Consider the following 20,745-nt stretch of genomic DNA (forward strand, 5'->3'; position numbering starts at 1 on the left):
AATGGATGTGGTCCTACAATCACGACCGCCCAAATATGGCCCTGGGCGGTTTCACCCCAAAGCAGCATCTGGCCATGGCTGCATAACTGTTCTACTTTTAGGTTCAGTGGAAATCGGTGGGATTACCCGTGGGGTTGGCATAACCACTTTCTATACGCGAAAGATAGGTTCGGTAGATTCCGCAGCGTTCAGATAAGTCCTCTTGTGAAAGATGCGCACTATGTCGCAAGGCTCGTATGCGTTGCCCCACTAGCTTCTTGTAGTCGATCACATCGGTTGTCATGATGTCTGCGTCGCCATTTCGAGTTTAGGAAATGGTATTTGAAACTGTGTGCAGTCCATTCACATTGACGATCTTCGTGTTGAGAGTGAATCACAAAGTAAGTCCTTAAATACCTCTACGCGCAATAAACAGGGGTTTTCTTATTTAGATTCAACGCACTTTGACGTCTGACCATCGGCCTTTCGATACCCAAGAATCCCCTTTTCTATACCTTGTTCGCCGAACTTCTACAGGAACTGCTACCGGCTTCTATAAGCCCGCTACCAAGTGTTTAGCGATCCCTGGGCTGCGATCCAATAGCCAAATAACCGTCCAAATCCGCCTATTTTCGCCCCCAAGGGGCCTGGAAATACCATTAGCAGATTTTTTGGAGACACGAAATTCTCAAATTGTCAGGACTTTGTCTCAAGTCTCCCCTCTTGAATACGCATTTGGCCTTCACATTGCGTTGTGTCATTCTGGACTATCGGAAAAGTTTTTACGCTTCCGATACTTGAGGGAGTTATGTATGGGTTTCACTACACACAGTTCCACTTTTAAAAAGCCCAACTCTGCGTTGGTGATGATGCCTAAAGTCGGAAAACTGACAGCGATCACACGGAAAATATTCAATGTGATGCTACAGGTGACGCAAAGTCAGATTGCGGAACTGTCTAGGACAGGCCATGGACTGCAGGCAACCCACCGCTTTAGCGCCCGCCTGAGTGCCCTTGTGGCTCCGATTGAGATTGGCGATTCGAATTTGATTAGCTATGTCAAGAACTCCTTGCGTGAAATGCGCAGGGTCGAATTGGATTGGGAGGCGCCAGATGCCAATAGCGATGTTATCTGGACCAACATGAGTCTCTTATCGGAAGTGCGGATCGTCCGTGACAAACGCCGCAATGTCTTGTATGTTGAATGGGCCTTACCTCCAGGCTTGCTGGAAGTCATTGCAGATCCGGTCCGGTTTACGCCGATTGATATCGCACAGATGGCCCGCCTACGTACCTATGCCGCCGTGGCCCTGTACGAAATCTGCTCGCGGTATCGTAGCAACCCCAGCGGCGTGACCAGTGAACAGCACGTTGACTGGTGGATTGGCGCCCTGTCGCAGAGTCCTTTGCCCATTGACCCCATAACCAAGCTGCCAAAATCCAGAAACTGGAGCAAATTCAAAGACGACCAGCTCAATGCGGCCATTGAGGAAATCAATCACAAGTCGGATCTGCTTATCGAGCTGATGGAGCAGAAGACCGGCCGCAAATTGACTTCTGCACAGTTTCGCGTGGCACGCAAGCCCTCGCCTGTTCAGGCTAGCCTGCCCAAGCTAAGCGTGTCACTGGCACGGGCCGCAAGTCAGCTGGGTTTGAGCCTGTCGGAGATTTCCAATTTGCTGAAGCAAGGGCATGGTGAGTCTGTGCTCCATATCGCCATGGACAGACTCCAAGTTCGCTTGGCACGACAGGACCTACCTACTGTCGATTGCCGCTCTGCCTACTTACGTGCGGTACTCAATGAAACGGGTAGCTATGTGGCGTCATCGTCTGCATTGCCTGTGAATCCCGCGCCCGTACAAGACCTTGATCAAGACCTGGTACCCGCACTCACTCACAAGGAGCAGCGCCGGTCTATCCTGCGCGATGAATTGCTGCATCTGGGCCATGCACAACAGAGCGGCTACGCACATATTGCCCTGCAACGACTGCAATCCATGGGCATGGCCAACTCCTCGTTGTCCCACAAAGTTGCCAATGGGGATTGGAGTTCGGGCCTGTTGCTGAGCAAGATGATCGAGGCTTATGCCATGGAAAGGTACGGACTGAGTTGGAGTCTGGAGCCGCAACAGGAGACAACATGAGTGATCAGGACGCAGTGGTTTTGGCCAAACTGCGTGTTCCACCCCAAGCGGTAGAGGCAGAAGCCAGTCTCTTGGGTGCACTATTGCTGAATAACGCAAACTTTGAACTCATTGCCGATCTGGTGGTGGCGGATGATTTTTACCTTTACCAGAACCAGACCGTTTTTCGTGCCATTTCTGAGCTTGTTCAAAGCTCGCGCCCGGCAGATGTCATTACGACACACGCCTACATTCAGAGCATGGCGCAGACGCATTCCGTTGAAGGCATTGACTACCTCAATGCACTGGCTCAGTATGTGCCCAGTACATCGAACATCCGAAATTACGCTGAACTGGTACGTGAGCGATCAATCTTGCGTCAGTTGGTACAAGCTGGTGATGCGATAGCGGCAAATGCCTTCAATGCGGCGGGCCAATCCTCATCCAGCGTACTTGAGCATGCGGAAAGGCTGATCCTGTCTGTCGGTGCGCGCGGCCACATGCACGAAACCGCCAAAGCCCTAGGTCCCCAGATTGCGCGATTTTTGAGCCAACTGCAGGAGCGCGCTGACTGCCCGGGGCAGAAGTGCAGTGTGCAGACTGGCTTTACGGACTTGGACCAGGTCACAGACGGGTTCCAATCTGGCGATCTGGTGGTGATTGCCGGGCGACCCTCCATGGGTAAAACGTCTATCGCCATGAATATCGCGGAACACTGCGCCATCCGGCAAAAATTGCCAGTGCTGGTCTTCTCACTGGAAATGTCCGCTGATCAACTCACCCAGCGTATCGTGGGCTCCGTTGGCCGGGTCAATCAGAAGGACCTCCGGAGCGGCATGCTGAGCGAGCACGAATGGGGAAGAGTCAGCGAGGCGGTTGAGGGGCTGCGAGGAGCCGTGCTGGACATTCAGGATATGGGCGTGGACACAGTCGCCGGTATTCGCACTGTCGCCCGCAGAACGGCAAGACGCCACAAGGGACTCGGACTGATGGTTGTCGACTACCTGCAACTGCTGGGAGTATCAGCCGACAGGTCAGGGGTGGAGAACCGCGCAAATGAAGTGGCCCAGATTTCGCGTGGGCTGAAGTTGCTGGCCAAAGAACTGCAGTGCCCTGTCATCGCCCTGTCGCAGCTCAATCGCAGCGTCGAGTCACGTATTGACAAGCGGCCGCTTATGAGTGACCTGCGTGATTCAGGCGCCATTGAACAGGACGCAGACACCATTCTGTTTGTGTATCGAGATGAGGTTTACAGCAAGGAGGCCTGCAAGGATCCCGGCGTGGCAGAGATCATCATCGGCAAGCAGCGCAACGGACCTACTGGTACGGTTCGTCTGGCCTGGTCGCCTACCTTGAGCCGTTTTGACAATCTGGTGCGTCCATCCTCTTGACAAGGCCGTCCAGACCTTGTGAATGCGCAATCGCTGTCTTGGCATTGCGCCCACACTGCTACCATGGCTTCTGTATTCGAACGCTTTCTGTTTGCGGCGACTGCACTGGATGTGCGGGTGGCGGGTTGTGCCAAGGCTGTGGACATTACGGCTCGCCAGCAGGTGCGTCTGTCTCGCTTGCTCTACAGTCTGGCCCACGGCAACAGTCTGTATGCGCCCTATTTGCGCGATTTTCTGGATGGCAGCACCCATCTGCAAACGCTGCCGGTCTTTCAGCGCAGCGATTTGATGCAAGACTTCGACAAATGGGTGACTGACCCGGAGATCCGTCTGGTCGATTTGCAGGAATTCACCAACGATCCGGGCCGCATCGGCGAACCATATAACGGCAAATACACGGTCTGGAAGAGTTCCGGCACCGCAGGTCAGCCGGGCTTTTTTGTGCAGGATCCCTCTGCCATGGCGGTATACGATGCGCTCGAGGCTTACCGATGTCTTCCCAGTGTTCCTCTGCAACGCTACTTGGACCCTCTGTTCCTGAACGAGCGCATCGCCTTTGTGGGGGCCACCAGCGGCCACTTTGCGAGCATGGTGTCGGTACGCAGGCTGGCAGATATCAATCCCTGGATGGCTCAGGTGATCCGCAGCTTCTCCATCCTGCAGCCCACAGTGGCCCTGGTGAAGCAACTCAATGACTGTCTTCCTAGCATTCTCGCCACCTACCCAACGGTTGCCAGCATGCTTGCCGAGCAGACCGCCATGGGCACCCTCCACATTGCGCCCAGCGAGGTTTGGTGTGGTGGTGAAACCTTGAGCGCCGCGGCACGCACCCGCATCGAGCACGTCTGGCACTGTCGCGTCACCAACAACTATGGTGCATCCGAGTTCCCAACTATGGCCTCCGAGTGCTCGCTTGGGCACATGCACCTGAACAGCGACTGGGTAATTCTGGAGCCCGTCGACGAGCATTTCAAACCAGTCCCGCCCGGCCATGTCTCGGCAACCACGCTGCTTACAAACCTGGCCAATACAGTGCAACCGGTGCTTCGTTACGACATCGGAGATCAGCTCACCTTCATGGACCGGCCCTGTGCCTGTGGTTCACCCCTACCAGTTATTTACGTCACAGGTCGCAATGATGCGTCCTTGAGGATGCGGGCTGAACATGGCGAATCGGTTGTGCTCTTGCCAATGGCGCTGACCACGGTGCTGGAGGAACAGGGGCATCTGTTTGAGTTCCAGTTGCGACGGGTCGACGGACAGACGCTGGAGCTGGCTATCCCCCAGAGTGGTGTGCAGGGCGACGCCGCCATAGAACGGGCTTGCACAGCGTTGCAGCAATTTTTACAAATGCAAGGCTTGAGCCAAACCCGTATTGTGCGTCGAACAGGCACAGCATTGCAGCGCGGTAGCAGTGGGAAAGCCCCACGTGTGTTGGCCGAATGACAATTCTCAACGGCATCTGAAGCCCAGACACGTACTGTAGGAAGCCTGCAATCAGGGAACCTATGATCTATAGTACTTTACGTTCAATCAGTTGGTGGTTGCCTATCGGCCTACTGGCATGGTGCAGCCACAACATGGCGGCCACTGTGGCATCAACCGCCTTCTATTACGGCTCTCCGCTCCCCGTGGCAAGTCTTGCGACTTACGACCGCGTTGTGGTGGAGGCCGACAATGTTGTCAACCTCGAGGCCTTGCGTTCAGGTGGCGCCAAGGTATTTGCCTATCTAAGCGTAGGAGAGGCAGAGGGCTGGCGGGAGTCATCGCGCAATCTGCCCAGTGAACTTTTTCGCGGCAGCAATTCCCAATGGCAGAGCCGCGTTGCGGATCTGACCCAACCAGGATGGAAGCAATATCTGCTGGAAAACCGTATGGCGCGGCTGTGGGACAAGGGTTACCGTGGATTTTTTCTGGACACCCTCGACAGCTACCAACTCGGTACACCGACGCCTCAGATGCAGCATTTGCAGGCGCAAGCGCTGATCGACATCATTCTTTCCATGCACAAGCGCTTTCCCGGCTTGGAACTGATTTTCAACCGCGGCTTTGAAATCTTGCCCGACGTCGGGAAACTGGCCGTTGGATTGGTGGCCGAATCGCTATTTCAAAGTTGGAATCCCATCACGCAGTCCTATGGCCCGGTGTCTGAGAGTGACCGGGAATGGCTGCTGACCCGTCTGAATGAGGCTCGTGACCGTTACGGACTGCCGGTCACCGTGATTGACTATGTGGCGCCGGATCGGGCCCCATTGGCCGAAGAGACCGCCCGCCGCATTGCCGCCTTGGGCTTTTATCCTTGGGTCGCAACACCCAGTTTGGACGTGGTTTACAGCTGGAGGCAAGAATGAAGGCGCATAGCACATGGGTGGTCCTGTGCGTCGGCCTGTTGCCGCTGCCCGGCTTGGAACGTGTATGTGCGGCGCCATTGGCTGCTCCTGCTGCCACCAACGATACGCAGACCCTGTGGCTGCGCTCGCGTGTCCAGGCAGCCGCGGTACACATGGCGGCGATAGAGCAGCTATACAGCAACTGGAGCGCACAGGCCCCTGGTAGTCCGGAGCGCGACAGAATGACCCCCCCGCTGCTGGGTCAATTGCAATCGCTGCAAGCAGAAGCAGTCAACCCGAACGCCCTGCAGCGTGCGGCCACCATCAGTCTGGCACTGGTCCAGCCCGGAATGGCCGCCCGGCTGTACCAGCAACTGGCCCGGATCGACCCCAACCGAGCGGTGGAGTGGCTGGAACATTCAGCTCAGCAGTACCTGGCCAGCGGAGCACCTGGACAGGCCGCTGCACTTTATGAGTTGGCCGGAAAGAAGATGCCCAAGGGCGCGTCACGCCTGCGCCTCACCATGTTGGCAATGAATGCGCACTTGGCCAATCGTGATGGCCGGCGCGCCTTGCGACTCGCCAAGGCAAATGCTGCACTCTTCGCCCAAAACAACGAGTTCATGCAGCAGGCCGTCGGCATAGCTATTGCCCAAAATGATCTTCAGTGGGCAAAGGGCGCAGGACGCAAACTGCTGGCACTGTCTCCAAAAGACCCCGCACAACTTGAACGGCAAATACAGCTGGAGCTTGCAGCCCATGACCTGGATGCGGCGCGCGCACTGGCACAGCAGCAGGTGCAACTTCAGCCCGACAACGTAGCGCAGCGCACCCGCTTGGCACGTATTGCAGATTGGTCAGGGCAACCCGAACTTGCACTGCTGCATTGGCAACACCTAGCCCGCACGGTGCCTAGCCCGGAAGTGTTGGAGCGGACTTTGCAGGTAGCCCTTGCTCTGGAGCGGGATGCGGTATGGCTCAAGACCGCACACCAAGTCAGTCTGGTGCGCGCCCTGACAGGTGAAGAACTGCAAGGGCTTGCCCACATCACGGCCCGCGCTCAAGCGCCCGGCACCGTGGTGGAATTTTTGGAAGACTATTCTCAGCGACGGCCGATGCCGGCAGCGCTTTGGCAGGCGCTGGCTACAGCGCAGGAACAACTCGGACATTATTCTGCAGCACTGGCAATATGGCAAAGCGCCGATGGCTTGGAAGAACCCACAGCGGCGATGGCGCGTGCACACCTGCTGCTGCTGCTGGAACGGCCACAGCAAGCACTCGACGAACTGCGCGCAGAACGTCCAAAGGTCAGCCCTGAACATCTCGATTTTTGGCGGGCCCAAGGTGATTTGGAGTGGGACTACGGTTCAAGAACTGATGCCCTGGATGCCTACGTCAAGGTCTGGACAAGCGGTTCAACGGACACCCACGCTGCTGAGCGGCTTATTGCAGGATGGGCAGAACAGGGCGAATGGGAGCAGGCCGTCACATTGGCTTGGGAAGCTTATCAACGCCTGGATCAACCACGTTGGCTGTTGCTGGCTATGGACGCAGCCGCACGCGGCGAACAATGGGACCTATTGCACCGTGCAGCGGCCCGTGCACAAGATGTTGAAGCGCGTTTGGCCGACAGTGAAATGTACTGGCTGCTTAAGGCGCACGTAGCGGCCCACGAACAACACAATGACTTGGCCCTTGAAGCCTATCGGCACGCGCTGACATTGAATCCCAATGCGGTGCCCTTGCGTGTGCAGTTGCTGGTCATGACGCTGGCCGATGGTCTGGAGCCGCAACTGGCCGAGCAATTGCAACAGTGGCAAGCTGAAGCGCAAGAGCAGTCCGACTACTGGCCGGTTTTTGCCTTGGGTCGTTTGCACCTGCGGCAGTTGATGGACTCCATGGACTGGTTTGAGCGCCAAGTGCTGATCCAGCCCCAGGACTACCGCTGGCAAGCCGACTACCTCTATTGGCTGGGTCGCATTGATCCACAAACTCTGGAGCCTGGGACCAGGCAGGATATCCTGGGACGGATGCAAGCCCTCTTGCTGCGCCAGGACCTGCCCCAAGACAAGGGCCAGGCAGAAATGCTGTTGAGCCTGGCCGCCGTAGCACGTGCCTGGGAGGGAGACCGCGCATCTGATGCGGTGCTGCAGGACATACTGACACTGGGCTATGGGCAAGCGCCGGTATTCCAATTGCTGGTGGATTCGAGCCTGTCGCGCAAGGATGTCGACGCGGCACGCCGTTGGCTGCAAAGCGCTGAAGCGCAAAAGCTAGAAATGCCGGCTTACCAGCACTTGGCACTTGCACTCCAAACCAACGACCTGGCGGCCATAGAGCAGGTCCTAGGTGAGCGCGGTAATGCACTCGGTGCCGCCGACCGGGTGAGCGCTTTGCGCCGATTGGGCCGCAACGCGGAGGCTCTGGCCCTGGCTGACCGGGAACTGCTGGACGCGCCGCTTGCTTCCAAAGATCGCCTGCAAGAGCAGCGTGATGCCTTGCGCCTGCAGCAATCCAGTGAGGTGACACTGGGTTACCGGGCGCGGGACTTTGCCGGATTCAAGCTGGGCATCACCGAGTTGGCCGGCAGCTTTGCCACCGATACAGCCCGCCTGAAATTCCGCGTTGCTCATAACAACTTGAGCAGTGACGGTCTGCAAGTTCTGACCGACCACGTGGATGCTGAGAACGAGCTTGCTCTGACGGCCGAGTTGCAGCAGCAGGCCGACCCGGTGGAAATCACCCTGGGCGCCAATGCGCGCACGGACAACACACTGCTCTTTGCCCGGCTGGATTGGGCGCATGCCCTTGAGGCGAACAACAGCATGCACCTGGACCTGCAGTTACATAACCTGTCCGACCTTACTCCGGCACTACGCCTAGTGGGCAGCCAAGACAAAGTGGCGTGGGTCCTGCACCACACAGCGTCGGACTCGCTGGTCGGACATGTGGGCTTGGCATGGCAACAGTTCAACAGCCGCAGCGGTGTCTTTCTGGGGCAGGGCTACCGCACCGAGGCCGCGCTGGAGAAGACCCTTTCGACCACGGAACCCCACTGGTCCGTGCGCCTATCCGGCAGCAGTGACAACAATCGCTTGGCCGATGGTCTGCCCTCCGATGTGTCGGGTTCGTTGCTTCCTGCCGGTCAGACCATACGCAATGTTATTGCGAGCAATTTCAGCACTGCCGGGATTGGGACCACGCTGAACTGGGGAATGTCCGATGGCCTGCTCCGGAGCACCTCCGGCATGCTCGATGCTTGGGCCGGGCAGCAGTGGCCTAGCAACGAAAACGCCTACGCCGTGCGTGCGGGCATTCACATTCCCCTCAACGCGACCGGTACCGCCCGGGTCCGCTTGGAGGGTCATTACACCAATGTGGTGGGCGGCGCTACTGCACAAGCCGACCGGGGTCTTGGCATGTTGCTGCAATACCGGTTCTGACCATGAAAAATTACACCAGCCATCTGCTTCAACGTGCTCATGTAGGCCTGCGCAGCCTCAACCTGCAGCTCACTGTGATCTCTGAGGTACTTATGTTTGGGCTGCTGCTGCCGGTGCTGCTGCTCTGGTGGCTTCCAAGCGGGCTAGTAGGCGCGGTGTGGTTGACACTGGTACTGGTACCGCTCTGGCTGGGCCTGCGCTTTGGCCTGTTGGCGGGCAGTCTGGTAGCCGGCCTGACGGGACTGGTCATCTTTGCCATGGGATCCTTCCAGGCTAACAAGAAACCGGAATTCCCCAACGTACATCTGCTGGTCATGTTGGCCGTCGGCATGGCGTCCGGTGAAATGCGCGATCGCTGGGCCCACAAGGCCGCGCAGTTGCAGACCCTGGGTCAGTACTGCAGCACAAGACTGAAGCAGTTCACAGGTGCTTACCAGGTCCTGCAGATATCACACGCGCAGCTGGAACGGCGTGTGGTCGACAGCGCCGGCAATCTGCGCCAGGCCCTGCAGCGCCTGCAACAACGGTCCATGGGCCTGCAAGGTGGCGCTTCCCTGACAGATTCTGGACTGGGCTCCTGGTTGTTGGAGATTTTTGCCGATCTGGGCAACGTGCATGCAGCCGCACTGTATGAAGTGAATGCACGCGGCATGCTGCGGCATCCGGCTGTGGCCAGGCTGGGACCTGCAGCGGAGTTGTCCATGTTTGACCCGATGCTGCGCGAGGCGTTGTCCAACGCCCGTCTCACCACGGTCCGTACGGATCCCGAGCTCTCCCATGGGAACGTGCTGGCCCTGATTCCGATTGCAGACTCTCAAGGCCGAGTGCATGGCGTCGTGGCCATTTTTGACATGCTCTTTGTCAACATGCAGCAGCAGACTTTTGAAGTGCTGGCAGTGTTGGGTCAGCACCTGGGCGACATACTGTCAGGGCGCCCCCATAGTGTGGATGAAGCGCAGGGCTGGGGGTCTTTTAGCGACACCATACGGCACCAATTTTCGCAGGCGGACCATGCGGTTTTCCCGGTGGCTTTGGTCGCATGTACCGTCACTGCGCTTGAGAGACGCGATGCACTGGCCGCCCATTTGTGCCGCGGCGTGCGAGGGCTGGATCAATGCTGGGTCATGCTGGACCGGCAGGGGCGACCCGTAATCCTCAAGACCATGCCTCTAACCGATGCTGCAGGAGTTGCAAGCCATATGGCGCGTCTGGAGCGGGAAATGCCCGGTAGTAGCTTTGGTTTTGTACGCCATGAATGGTTACTCCACGAAAGCCCAAGCGCGGAAGATGTGCTGGTATCCGTCCGCCAAGTCTGTGCTTTGGACCAGTTCGAACCGGAGTCCCCCATCGGACGCGCATCAGCCAACGGGAGCAACACATGAAATCCGCCGGCTCGATCGCTGTGCTGGCCTGCGTGCTGGATAGCGCGGTGCTGCTGTCGGGGCTGGCCGCCTCGGACTGGACCACTGTGCTGGGCTGTACCTTCCTACATGGGACAGCCTGTATGTTTTTTGCCCAGGGAATTGCCGGTGAGCTGATCTCAGGCCCTGAAGCTAGGCGGCAAGATGCTGCAGTGGTGGGGTTCGTCCTGGCCTGTGTGTTACCCGTGCTCGGCATGGTAGGAATGCTGCTGTTGGTGGTACCAGCCCTGGGTCGGCGCGCCGAGACCGCAGCGGCCTTGCCGTGGCGCCAGTTACCCACGCCTGAGCTGCCTGCCAAGGCGCCCCTGCACGGCGCTGCCCATGGCCTGTTCGGCTCGCGCAATCTGGATGCCATCTTGCACAACGCATCCAGGCCTACCGCCCGCGTAGCCGCCTTGCTGGGCACCCTACGGCTTCCCGATGTCCAGGCAGCCGTGCTGTTGAGAAAAGCGCTGAAAGACAAAAACGAGGAAGTGCGTCTGCTGGCCTATGCCCTGTTGAACCGCAAGGAAAAAGCCGTGGAGGCACGAATCCACGGCTTGCGCCAAGCATTAGAAATCGCCACGCCCGGGCAGGCCTGCACGCACCACCGGGCCTTGGCTCATGCTTACTGGGAACTCTACTTACTGAGCGCCCAGCACGTGGCCAGTGGCGCCCAAGTGCTCTCCTACGTCTGCGAACACGCCCGCGACGCACTGGAGCATCGGGCCGAGGACGGCGGACTGCAATTTCTGCTTGGCCGCGCGCTTTTGCGCCAAAAGCAGTGGGGCATGGCACGGCAGGCTTTCCAAGATGCCGAAAGCGCCGGCATGGAGCCCCGCCGTACGCTGGCCTATCGCGCCGAGATCGACTTCAGGCACGCCAAAGCCCACGCGCCTTGTTCACCTCATAGGCCTGAAGCGGCCAAGGCGCAGCTGGACCCCGGCTATGGGGTGGTGGAAGGGCTGGACCATGAAACAGCAAGAGCCTGAAGTCGATGTCACCCTCTTGCTCGAGGGCTCCTATCCCTTTGTACGGGGTGGTGTATCCGCATGGGTCCATGCACTCATCCAGGGCTTACCTGAATTGCGCTTCTCCCTGGTCTACCTGGGTGCCGAGCAACGTGCCGAGGATACAGTGCAATACCCTGTGCCGGTCAATGTGACGGCGCTGCACTGCCATTATCTGATGGATGCTGGCCAGGAAAGCAAGCCCACTGTAACGGAGGGCGATGCGGGCTTCTTTGCCGACAGCGCCCAGTTGCATGCATGGATGCGCAAGCCAACGGGGCGTCCTGAACCGCGCTGGATCGAAAACGTTCTGCTGCAGTCCGAGCGCCCGGATGGCGCCTGCGCACAGGACTTCTTCCACAGCAAGGCTGCCTGGCAACAGATCAGCGAGAGCTACCTGCGCAATTGCCCGCTGTCCTCATTCCAGGCCTATTTCTGGTCGCTGCGCAATATGCATGCGCCCCTGTTTCGCCTAGCCCGCGTAGCGCGCAGTATTGGCCCCTCACGCAGCTACCACGCAATCAGCACCGGCTACGCAGGACTGCTGGGTGCGATGCTGCAACAGCACACCGGGTGCCCGCTGCTGCTGACCGAACACGGCATTTACACCAAAGAACGCACGATCGAATTGCAATCCTTGCACTTGCGTGAGCAGCAGGGCTTGCTCACCCCCCCAGGCAATGTGGGTATGGCCTATGCCGACGAGGCATGGGTGCGCATGTTCGAGGGAATGGGGCGGCTGACCTACGCAGCAGCAGATCCCATCATTTCCCTCTATGAGGTCAACCGTCAGCGCCAGATTCTGGATGGCGCCGAGCCCGCCCGCACACGGGTGGTTCCAAATGGGGTTGACGTTGAAAGGTTCGTACCCTTGCGCGCGCAGCGCAGCCAGCACATTCCACCGGTATTGGGTTTGATTGGCCGCGTGGTACCCATCAAGGATATCAAGACCTTCATTCGTTCGATTGGCACACTGGCGCTACTGATGCCACAGGTGCAGGGCTGGCTGATAGGCCCTGAGGAAGAGGATCCGGGCTACGTGAGGGAGTGCAAGGCCCTGGTGGAAAGCTTGGGTCTTGGCGCGCACATCCGTTTTTTGGGTTTTCAGAAAATCGATGACCTGATGGCTCAGCTCGGCTTGGTAGTACTGACCTCAATTAGTGAAGCCTTTCCGCTGGTCATTGGCGAGAGCCATGCCAGCGGCATACCGGTAGTGGCCACGGACGTGGGGGCTTGCCGCGACCTGATCGAGGGCAGGGACGCAGAGGACCGCGCACTCGGCCCAGCCGGGGCGGTAGTACCGATTGCCGATCCAGAGGCCTTGGCACTGGCAGCTTTTCAGCTTCTGAATGAACCGGGGCGTTGGCGTTGCGCCCAGCAGGCTGGCATTCAGCGGGTTGAACGCTACTACCGTCAATCACAGGTACTCGATAGCTACCGTTCGCTTTACCGCTCGGTGGGAGCCGCCTGATGGCTGGCATCGGCTTTGAACTGCGCCGCATGCTGGCACGGGACAGCATGCTGAGCGCGACCCAGGCTTATGCACTGGCCAGTGTGATTGGCAGTGGCCCCTGGATATTGTCGATTGTGGTCATGCTCCTGATCGGCCTGGGGCAGTTCCAATTGGAAGCCAGCTCACTACTGCAGCGCTCTTTCCAGGTATCTGTCACCTATGTGATGGCGGCCTCACTTGTATTGACAGGGCCCTTCCAACTGGCTTTCACCCGCTTCGCAGCAGACCGGCTGTTTGAGCACCAGAATGCGCGCATCCTCCCCAATCTGTGGGGCATGCTGTTGCTCACGCAGCTGCTGGCTTTCGTGCTGGGTGTGCTGATCTTGCTGCTCTGGTTTCAAGGAGGGACATTTTCCATCCTCTACCAAATTTCCATGCTATGCGCTTTCGTAAGCCTGAGCGGTATTTGGATCATCATCAGCTTGGCCTCGGCCGTACGCCAGTATCACCGTGTATTCCTGGCCTTCGTCCTGAGCTACGGCCTGACCGTCGCAGCGGCGATCTGCCTGCGCATTTGGGGCTTGCAGGGCCTGGTCCTGGGCTTCGCCATCGGACAGTGCTGCCTCTTCTTCTCCCTCTTGGCCTTGGTGGTGTATGAATTTCCGGCACAGCGCCTGCTCGCATTTGATTTCATGAACCGGCAGCAATGCTACCCAAGTCTGATGCTGACTGGCGCCTGCTACAGCGTGGCACTTTGGGTTGACAAGGGTCTTTTTTGGGCGGATCCGCAGACCGGGCAGGCCGTGATTGGGGCACTGCGCGCTTCGCCCTCGTACGACATCCCCATATTTCTGAGTTCTCTGACCTTGATACCCGGTTTGGCGGTTTTCCTGGTGCACCTGGAAACGGGAGTGGCACTGCAATGCGAGCAGTTTTTCAACACCATTACCAGCGGTGGAACGCTTGCGCAGGTTCGAATCGCGCGGGAGCACCTGGTCACAGCCATTCACCATGGGCTGTTGGCCGTGGTCAAGGTGCAGGGGCTAGCAACCGTGTTGGCGATGGCCACGGCGCAGGATGTACTCACTCTACTCGACCTGCCAGACCGCTACCTGCCGCTTCTCAAAGTGCAATTGCTGGCAGTCGCCATCGAACTGGTGTTGTTGTGCGTGCTCAACGTCCTGTTTTACCTGGACCAGCGCCGCTTGGCTCTGCGCATCAGCGTGGCCTTTGTCTTGTCCAACGCCCTACTTTCCTGGGCCTCCCTGCAGCTGCCGACAGTGTGTTACGGATATGGCCTCCTCCTCTCTGCGCTGCTGTGCAGTGGGCTGGCATTGCATGCCCTATGGCAGGTACTGCGACAGCTGGAGTACCAGACCTTCATGCTTCGGCCAGTTGCCTTATGACACGTTGTTCCACTTTCATTTCATCAAACCAAGGAGGTAAATATGCGTTCTTCCCCTGCCCCTTCCCTAGCCCGTATCGGCAGCCGCAGCGCGGCTGTGTGTGTCGGGCTAAGCTGCCTTTCTATGCTGTGCTGCGCTTACGCCGCAGCACAGACACCTCCAGGCGACAAAGAATCCGCTCCTGTTGTGGTGACAGACGCACCACTGAAGGTGCCGCACAAGCATCGCACGGTTAAGCCCGGCATCGCCAAGCCCAAAACCTATTCCAGCAATCCGCAGCCTCTGCTGAAGTCGCTGCGCCAAACGAGGAGCGCATCATGACCTACCCAACAACAGGCTGGTTTGATGCCAAAAGGCCGATTGAACTTCCCCGAAACAGACTGCGCTGGTGCAGCCAGTTTACGCATTGGCTGATGGCTCTGGTCGTGGTTTTCGCGTGCCAGCCTTGGTTGGCACGCGCTGAAACACCGGTCTCCATTGATATGAAACTGCTTGTGGTTTCAGCCGATGGTACCGAGCCGGTTTACGCAGCCATCCAGGCCACCCTGAATCAACTAGGTATTCCCTATGACACCCTCATTGCCAGCCAGACACCTTTGGCTGCGCAACAACTTTCAGACGGCTTGGGCAACGGGCACTACCAAGGCATTTTGCTGACCACGGGCAATCTTGCCTATCAAGTAACCCCGGGCGTCTGGGATAGCGCTTTCACTGCAGCAGAGTGGAGTCAGCTATGGCAGTACGAGGCCGACTTCCGTATCCGCCAGGTCACGCTTTACACCTACCCTGCCGGCGCGCCCGATAACTACGGCCTCAATGTTGTGACGGCACAGGGCACTGACACGCAGCCTCTGACGACGCAACTTACGTCGGCCGGCAAGCAGGTCTTTGGCTACCTCAACACCAAGAACCCGATTCTGATCCGCAATGCATGGACATACCTAGCCACACCAATTGCTGCTAGCAACCCGGTACCGCTGCTAACCACAAGCACAGGCTATGCCATTGCCTCCATCTATACCTACCCCAATGGACGCCAGAATCTGACGCTTACCACCGATGGCAACCCGGACCTTACGCATACCCTGCTACTGGGCTATGGCGTGGTCAACTGGGTCAGCAAGGGCATTTTCTTGGGCCAGCGCGGTGTCTATCTGAATGCCCAACCAGACGATGTCATGATTCCCGATGACCTGTGGGACGTCCGTTCACTCACTGACACCACAGGTCTGGAGTACCGTATCTCGGGCACCGACTACAAGCAACTCATTGCCTGGCAAAGTGCCTTGCAAGCATCCAACCCCATGTATGCGCAGATTCGCTTGGAAATGCCGTTCAACGGCGTGGGCGTATCCGGCATTTATCCAAAAGACACGCTGACATCGGCAATCAAGAACAACCCCAACGCGTTCAAGTGGATCAGCCATACCTACGACCATGAGTTGCTCACAGCCATCACCTATAGCGCTGCCACGACGGAACTGAAAAACAACCAGCAGGTAGCGCAAAAAATCGGCTTCAATCGCTATTTCAGGGACAGCATGATTCAGCCAGAAATCTCCGGTCTTGCCAACCCGGAATTCCTGCGAGCGGCCTACGACTTCGGGATTCGCTACATATTGTCCGACACCTCGCAGCCGGGCTGGGCTAACCCGAGCCCGAATACAGGCTTCTACAGCAGCTTCCAACCTGGGATTCTGATCATTCCGCGCTACCCTACCAATCTGTATTACAACGTTTCAACACCTGCTGAATGGGTCTCGGAATACAACCATTTCTATGGACCAGGCGGACTCTTCCCAACTTGGGACCATGCGCTGACTTATCCCGAGGTGCTGGACAAGGAATCCGAGGTCTGGTTGCGCTATTTCTTGAAATACAGCATTAATTCGGTGATGTTCCACCAGTCCAACCTGCGTGCATACGATGGCACCCATTCCCTGTTGGGCGACCTCGTGAACGCGGCCCTGACCAAATACGGCAGCATGATGGCACTGCCGGTACGCAGCCCCAGCCAGCATGACACTGGAGTGCTGATGGCGGCACGCATGGCTTACAACGCCTCCGGGGTCAGCGCTCGCCTGCAGCTTGGTACGAATAACACCATCGTTCTCAAAGCCGCCACGGCCGTACAAGTTCCGTTGACCGGCGTCAGCTATGGCAGCAACACGCAGCTTTATGGCGGACAGACCATCTCCACTGTGCCGCTGACAGCCAACACGCCACTCACTATTCCGGCACCGGCCTGGTGATAGCCCTGCCGGGCCTGGGGCGTCGGGTTCCGGTTTGAGGCCAACCATGCAATAACCCCCTCTTGGGCAGGAAAGCGCGTAACGAACCTGGCCTGCCCAAAGGAGGGGATCTCATGGACAGCTTGGGCGGGGACATTCAGAGCCACAGCGCAAGGGGATCTAGCGTAACTGCCAACCCCTGTAGCGCAGCCCCTGTGGACGGAAACTACCTGTGTCTGTGAGCGCTTCGGGGCAATACCCCACGCACCAGAATGGATCAATGGCATTACGGTGAGAGCAAAGGACTTCCACTTCCAATAGTGCGTGGCATGTCCGCAGCGATCTCCCAATCCGCCTGAGTGGCAAGCGCATAGCGCGCCCGCCCAGCAGCCTTGGCCCGGTACAAGGCCGCGTCTGCAGCATTGATCAGCGCAACGGGGCTGAACCTTGCAGGATCATCCAAACAGGCCACCCCTATGCTGACGGTCAGCGTAGGCGATGTCGGGGAAGCAGCATGCGGCAAGCCCATCAGCTGCATGTCCACCATGCACTTCTCTGCGACTTCAAGAGCACGCGACACATCAGCGGCAGGAAGCAGCATGACAAACTCTTCACCGCCAAAACGCGCCGCCAGGTCACCAGCGCGGCGCGTGCACTGCAGCAGCACTTGCGCGACCCTGCGCAGGCAGGCGTCACCGGCAAGGTGTCCATAGTGGTCGTTGTATTTTTTGAAATGATCGATATCCACCATCAACAAACTGAGTTCATTGCCGTTACGGCTTGCGCGCTGCCATTCTGCAATCAACGCCTCGTCGAAACGACGTCGATTCGCAATGCCAGTCATGCTGTCCGTATTCGACAGCAAGTCCAGCTGCCGGTTTCTGGCCTCCAACTGGCGGCCCTGACGCACCAGTTCAGTCACGTTGACACGCACGACCACCAAGTAGCCGTCGGGTGTCAGGGTCTCGAAGTTCTTGACCCATCGCCCCCCCGAAAGCTCCTGCAGGGCTGGTTCTTTATGGTTTGGCCGCGTAGCTGCCACAGGGTCCTGACCATAGACAGAATCCATAGATCCACCAGCGAGTTGTCCACCGCGCCGGTCAAGGGCTTGCAGCGTGACGAAGCTCTTGCCCACATCCTCGGGAAAAAAGGAAGCACTGCGAAGGCAGTTGTCGCCCTTGTTGTACCAGACCAGTTGGTCATGGTTATTCCATATCTCCAGTCCCACATCCAGAGATTCCAAGCAGGACGCCAAGTCAATTGGTAAGCAGGGAGCGGAGGAAGACTGGCTCATACTGATGACAGGACTGGATGGCACGGTGTGGACGCCTTACGGTATTGCGACTAAGTCTGTGATACCGGCACCCAGGCGAGCTTGCGTTTTCTCAACCGGGCATGACGAACGACAGCTTTCCCTTGTACTGGGACATCAGTCGCAGGAGATCGCCCAAATCGGTCCTATCATCCGCAATGGGGCGTGCATGCACCTGCATATACAGCTGCGAATCCTCCCAGTGTCCGCCGCCACTCAATTGCAGCGCGCCTTCCAGGGTGTCGAGCAGCAGCGCAGTATCCCCATTACCTTGCAAGACCAGGCGGTAGCTGCCAATGGGCAAGGTGCCGGAAATGCGCGAGTGCACGCTGGGGGCTAGCAGGGTTAACGCCCCACGGAAGGCAAGGCGCCGGTCGATTGAGGACAGCTCAAAGCCATCCGTACTCAAGTACAAACTGCCCTTAAGCTGGATCGAATTCCAGGGATAGCCCAAGCCGGCCAGCAGCGAGGCCGGCCATATGGATACGCTAGGCAGCATCTTTGCATGCCACCCGCGCAGGTCGGGCATGATGTGCAGGATGATGGCACTTTCCGTACAGCACTCGGCGTGCAATTGCAGGCCCACCCAGCCACTTTGCATCGTGACTCCCCAAGACACTTGTCCAGGCAACCGCGTGGAGTCCCTGCTACCCGGACCACCGCTGAGGACCAGCTGTGCCGAACCTTGCCATACCGTGCCCTCGCCATGCACGAGCAGAACGTGACCATCACTCCACTGCTCGACAACAGGCTTTACCCAGCGCGCTGGGGCAAACAGTAGGATTCCCAACAGCAAGCCTACTGCAGCTCCCAAGGCAAAACCCACCCACACCCAATGGTCAGGGGATGTGTCAGCTGCCTTAGAGACCTCGGTTGAATACTGCAAGAGCTGAAGCCTCTCAAGGGATGCACACAAAGATGGAGGTGAATTTCTTGCATTGGGACGCCAAACACAACTACCCCTTTTGAGTTTTCACAAGCTGCAGAAGGTACAAAACGCAAAAATAGCCGTCTGTTGCGGAACTGTCCGCTGGCACTTTTTAAAGGAAATACCATGTCCAGACTAAGCCTTACACCTATGAACGTTCCGGATGCATTTCAGTCGATGTATCGACAGATGGTAGAGCCATGGCGCAATGACGACTGGCTATTGGAAGATCTATTCAGACCAAGTCTTCGCGCCATGGACCCGATCTTTGGTCCATCATTCGATATCTTGGCTCGAAGTTTCTCCAATAACCTGCGCTTGGGTGAAAGCCTGTTAGGCGGCCTGGATGTGCATGTAGATGTCGTGGAAAAGAACGGAACGTATCGCGTGCGGGCAGATCTGCCAGGAGTCAAGAAGGAAGACATTAACGTGCGCATTGACGGCAATACCGTGAACATCGAAGCCAAAGCCCAAGATAGTGCCGAGAGCAAGGATACAGATGGAAAGGTCGTATTCAGCGAACGCTATTGTGGTGCAGTCTCCCGCACGTTCAAACTCGACAAGGACTTGGATGAAACCAAGGCGACGGGCAAATATACCGACGGTGTGCTGACGCTTGACCTTCCCAAAAAAGCGGGTGTTTCCAAGGTTGAAACGAAAGCTATAACGATCCAGTGAGGACCGTAGCACCTAGGCGCTGCCGTGGTCAGTCCATGGGGTTGGCACCACGGCACCGATAGCGGTCTTGGCCTCTCAAGAGAGGTCCCTTGGTTCCGCTGCACGTACGCAAAGATCGTGGCGGGCACCGAGGTAACCGACTACCCCTTGCGTCGATGGGAAATCGGATATGGCCACTGCCATACGCTGCAGTTGCTGCACTGCAGGGTGTATGAGGGCACCATGCCGAATGCTTGTACTAGGAATGCTTGGTAGGGTGTCCTACGCCAGTCTTCTGAATCAAGCCGCATCTCAGGCTTGGAAGTTGGCGTTTCGCCCTATATTGGTCGAAGCCGTTCATGATGGCCGATCTTTGTGTGCCGTGAATTCAGCAGCGTACTCGATCTCTGAGAAGCAGTCACAAGTGGATACCGCTTCAATGGGCGGTTATCTTAGCGATGCATTGTCCGAAACGCAAGCGTACGCACCACCCCCACGAACGTGCCACATCGGCTATTGCACCTGAACCATCTTGGAGTCTGTCAGAGAAGCCACTTTCTTTGGCAGTTCGAGCTGCAGCAAACCGTCACTGAACTTTGCAACTACCTTGCCCTCATCCACATCCTGGGCCAGAGTAAATGCGCGGCGAAGCGTTCCATGGCGACGCTCGTTGCGCAACACTGTAATTCCATGGTCTTTGAGATTTTTCACGGCGTAGGCATGCGCATCAATTTGCAACCTGTTGCCGTCAATGCGCACACTAATATCTTCCTTCTTAACACCTGGCAAATCAGCAAGGACTTTGTAGGCACCATTCACTTCTACCATATCGACGCGGATATCGCTCAGATCGGTCTCCCAATCGGCTTTCCAACTGGATGCCGCACGGCGGAACATACGTTCCATTGAATCATTCAGCCGCTTGTCCAATATACGCAACTTATTCATTTCAAATTCCTTTACATTTATGGATAGATTAAGCCCTTTACCTGCACTGCTGCAGTGGAGTAGCTAGGTCCACACCAGCCTAGGCCATAGATGGGAGCAAAACTTGATAAGTCGCAAGTTCGCCGATGATTGCG

General features: G+C 57.5%; 15 protein-coding genes. 11 read left to right on the forward strand and 4 right to left on the reverse strand.

The window, feature by feature from the left end:
• Positions 1-103: 103 nt before the first annotated feature.
• A complete protein-coding gene (locus tag DIC66_RS23790; RefSeq protein ID WP_117180186.1) occupies positions 104-283 on the reverse strand; it encodes a helix-turn-helix domain-containing protein in 180 nt (59 codons plus the stop codon).
• 508 nt (positions 284-791) lie between these two features.
• On the opposite strand from DIC66_RS23790, the gene DIC66_RS21230 reads away from it, so the two are divergent.
• The 10 genes from DIC66_RS21230 (at position 792) to DIC66_RS21275 (ending at position 16,787) form a co-directional block, all read left to right on the forward strand.
• Positions 792-2,123, forward strand: coding sequence for a replication initiation protein (locus tag DIC66_RS21230; protein WP_117180187.1), 1,332 nt, complete (start codon positions 792-794; stop codon positions 2,121-2,123).
• Complete coding sequence (dnaB, locus tag DIC66_RS21235; protein WP_117180188.1) at positions 2,120-3,493, forward strand: replicative DNA helicase; 1,374 nt, start codon at positions 2,120-2,122, stop codon at positions 3,491-3,493. The genes DIC66_RS21230 and dnaB overlap by 4 nt, the downstream gene beginning before the upstream one ends.
• A 63-nt stretch (positions 3,494-3,556) precedes the next feature.
• On the forward strand, positions 3,557-4,939 hold the full coding sequence (locus DIC66_RS21240) for a phenylacetate--CoA ligase family protein (protein WP_117180189.1): 1,383 nt from the start codon (positions 3,557-3,559) through the stop codon (positions 4,937-4,939).
• Between the two features lie 62 nt (positions 4,940-5,001).
• Positions 5,002-5,844 carry an endo alpha-1,4 polygalactosaminidase gene (locus DIC66_RS21245; RefSeq protein WP_117180190.1) on the forward strand — a complete coding sequence of 281 codons (843 nt, stop codon included), beginning with the start codon at positions 5,002-5,004 and terminating at the stop codon, positions 5,842-5,844.
• A complete protein-coding gene (locus DIC66_RS21250; RefSeq protein WP_117180191.1) occupies positions 5,841-9,266 on the forward strand; it encodes a tetratricopeptide repeat protein in 3,426 nt (1,141 codons plus the stop codon). Before DIC66_RS21245 ends, DIC66_RS21250 begins: the two co-directional genes overlap by 4 nt.
• A 2-nt stretch (positions 9,267-9,268) precedes the next feature.
• Positions 9,269-10,648 (forward strand): PelD GGDEF domain-containing protein, encoded by a 1,380-nt coding sequence (locus DIC66_RS21255; protein WP_117180192.1) that lies wholly within the window; start codon positions 9,269-9,271, stop codon positions 10,646-10,648.
• On the forward strand, positions 10,645-11,658 hold the full coding sequence (locus DIC66_RS21260) for a tetratricopeptide repeat protein (protein WP_117180193.1): 1,014 nt from the start codon (positions 10,645-10,647) through the stop codon (positions 11,656-11,658). Before DIC66_RS21255 ends, DIC66_RS21260 begins: the two co-directional genes overlap by 4 nt.
• Positions 11,639-13,147, forward strand: coding sequence for a GT4 family glycosyltransferase PelF (gene pelF / locus DIC66_RS21265; protein WP_117180194.1), 1,509 nt, complete (start codon positions 11,639-11,641; stop codon positions 13,145-13,147). Before DIC66_RS21260 ends, pelF begins: the two co-directional genes overlap by 20 nt.
• Positions 13,147-14,535 (forward strand): exopolysaccharide Pel transporter PelG, encoded by a 1,389-nt coding sequence (gene pelG, locus DIC66_RS21270; protein ID WP_117180195.1) that lies wholly within the window; start codon positions 13,147-13,149, stop codon positions 14,533-14,535. The genes pelF and pelG overlap by 1 nt, the downstream gene beginning before the upstream one ends.
• Before the next feature lie 317 nt (positions 14,536-14,852).
• Entirely contained in the window at positions 14,853-16,787 is a 1,935-nt protein-coding gene (locus tag DIC66_RS21275) for an Agd3-related carbohydrate deacetylase (protein ID WP_199534816.1), read from the forward strand.
• A gap of 265 nt (positions 16,788-17,052) precedes the next feature.
• Here DIC66_RS21275 and DIC66_RS21280 read toward each other — a convergent pair whose 3' ends face one another.
• Together DIC66_RS21280 and gspN are read right to left on the reverse strand one after the other, a co-directional pair.
• On the reverse strand, positions 17,053-18,009 hold the full coding sequence (locus tag DIC66_RS21280) for a diguanylate cyclase (RefSeq protein WP_158558972.1): 957 nt from the start codon (positions 18,007-18,009) through the stop codon (positions 17,053-17,055).
• Between the two features lie 142 nt (positions 18,010-18,151).
• The gene (gene gspN / locus DIC66_RS21285; protein WP_338052524.1) at positions 18,152-18,910 is read right to left on the reverse strand and encodes a type II secretion system protein N; all 759 of its coding nucleotides are present in this window, start codon (positions 18,908-18,910) and stop codon (positions 18,152-18,154) included.
• Positions 18,911-19,132: 222 nt separating this feature from the next.
• Between gspN and DIC66_RS21290 the strand changes: the two genes are divergently transcribed.
• Complete coding sequence (locus DIC66_RS21290; protein ID WP_233506045.1) at positions 19,133-19,684, forward strand: Hsp20/alpha crystallin family protein; 552 nt, start codon at positions 19,133-19,135, stop codon at positions 19,682-19,684.
• Positions 19,685-20,176: 492 nt separating this feature from the next.
• Here the strand turns inward: DIC66_RS21290 and DIC66_RS21295 are convergent, their stop codons facing one another.
• Entirely contained in the window at positions 20,177-20,611 is a 435-nt protein-coding gene (locus DIC66_RS21295; protein WP_117180198.1) for an Hsp20/alpha crystallin family protein, read from the reverse strand.
• Positions 20,612-20,745: the final 134 nt, after the last annotated feature.

The sequence above is a fragment of the Rhodoferax lacus genome (genome assembly GCF_003415675.1).
GTDB classification, from domain to species: domain Bacteria; phylum Pseudomonadota; class Gammaproteobacteria; order Burkholderiales; family Burkholderiaceae_C; genus Allorhodoferax; species Allorhodoferax lacus.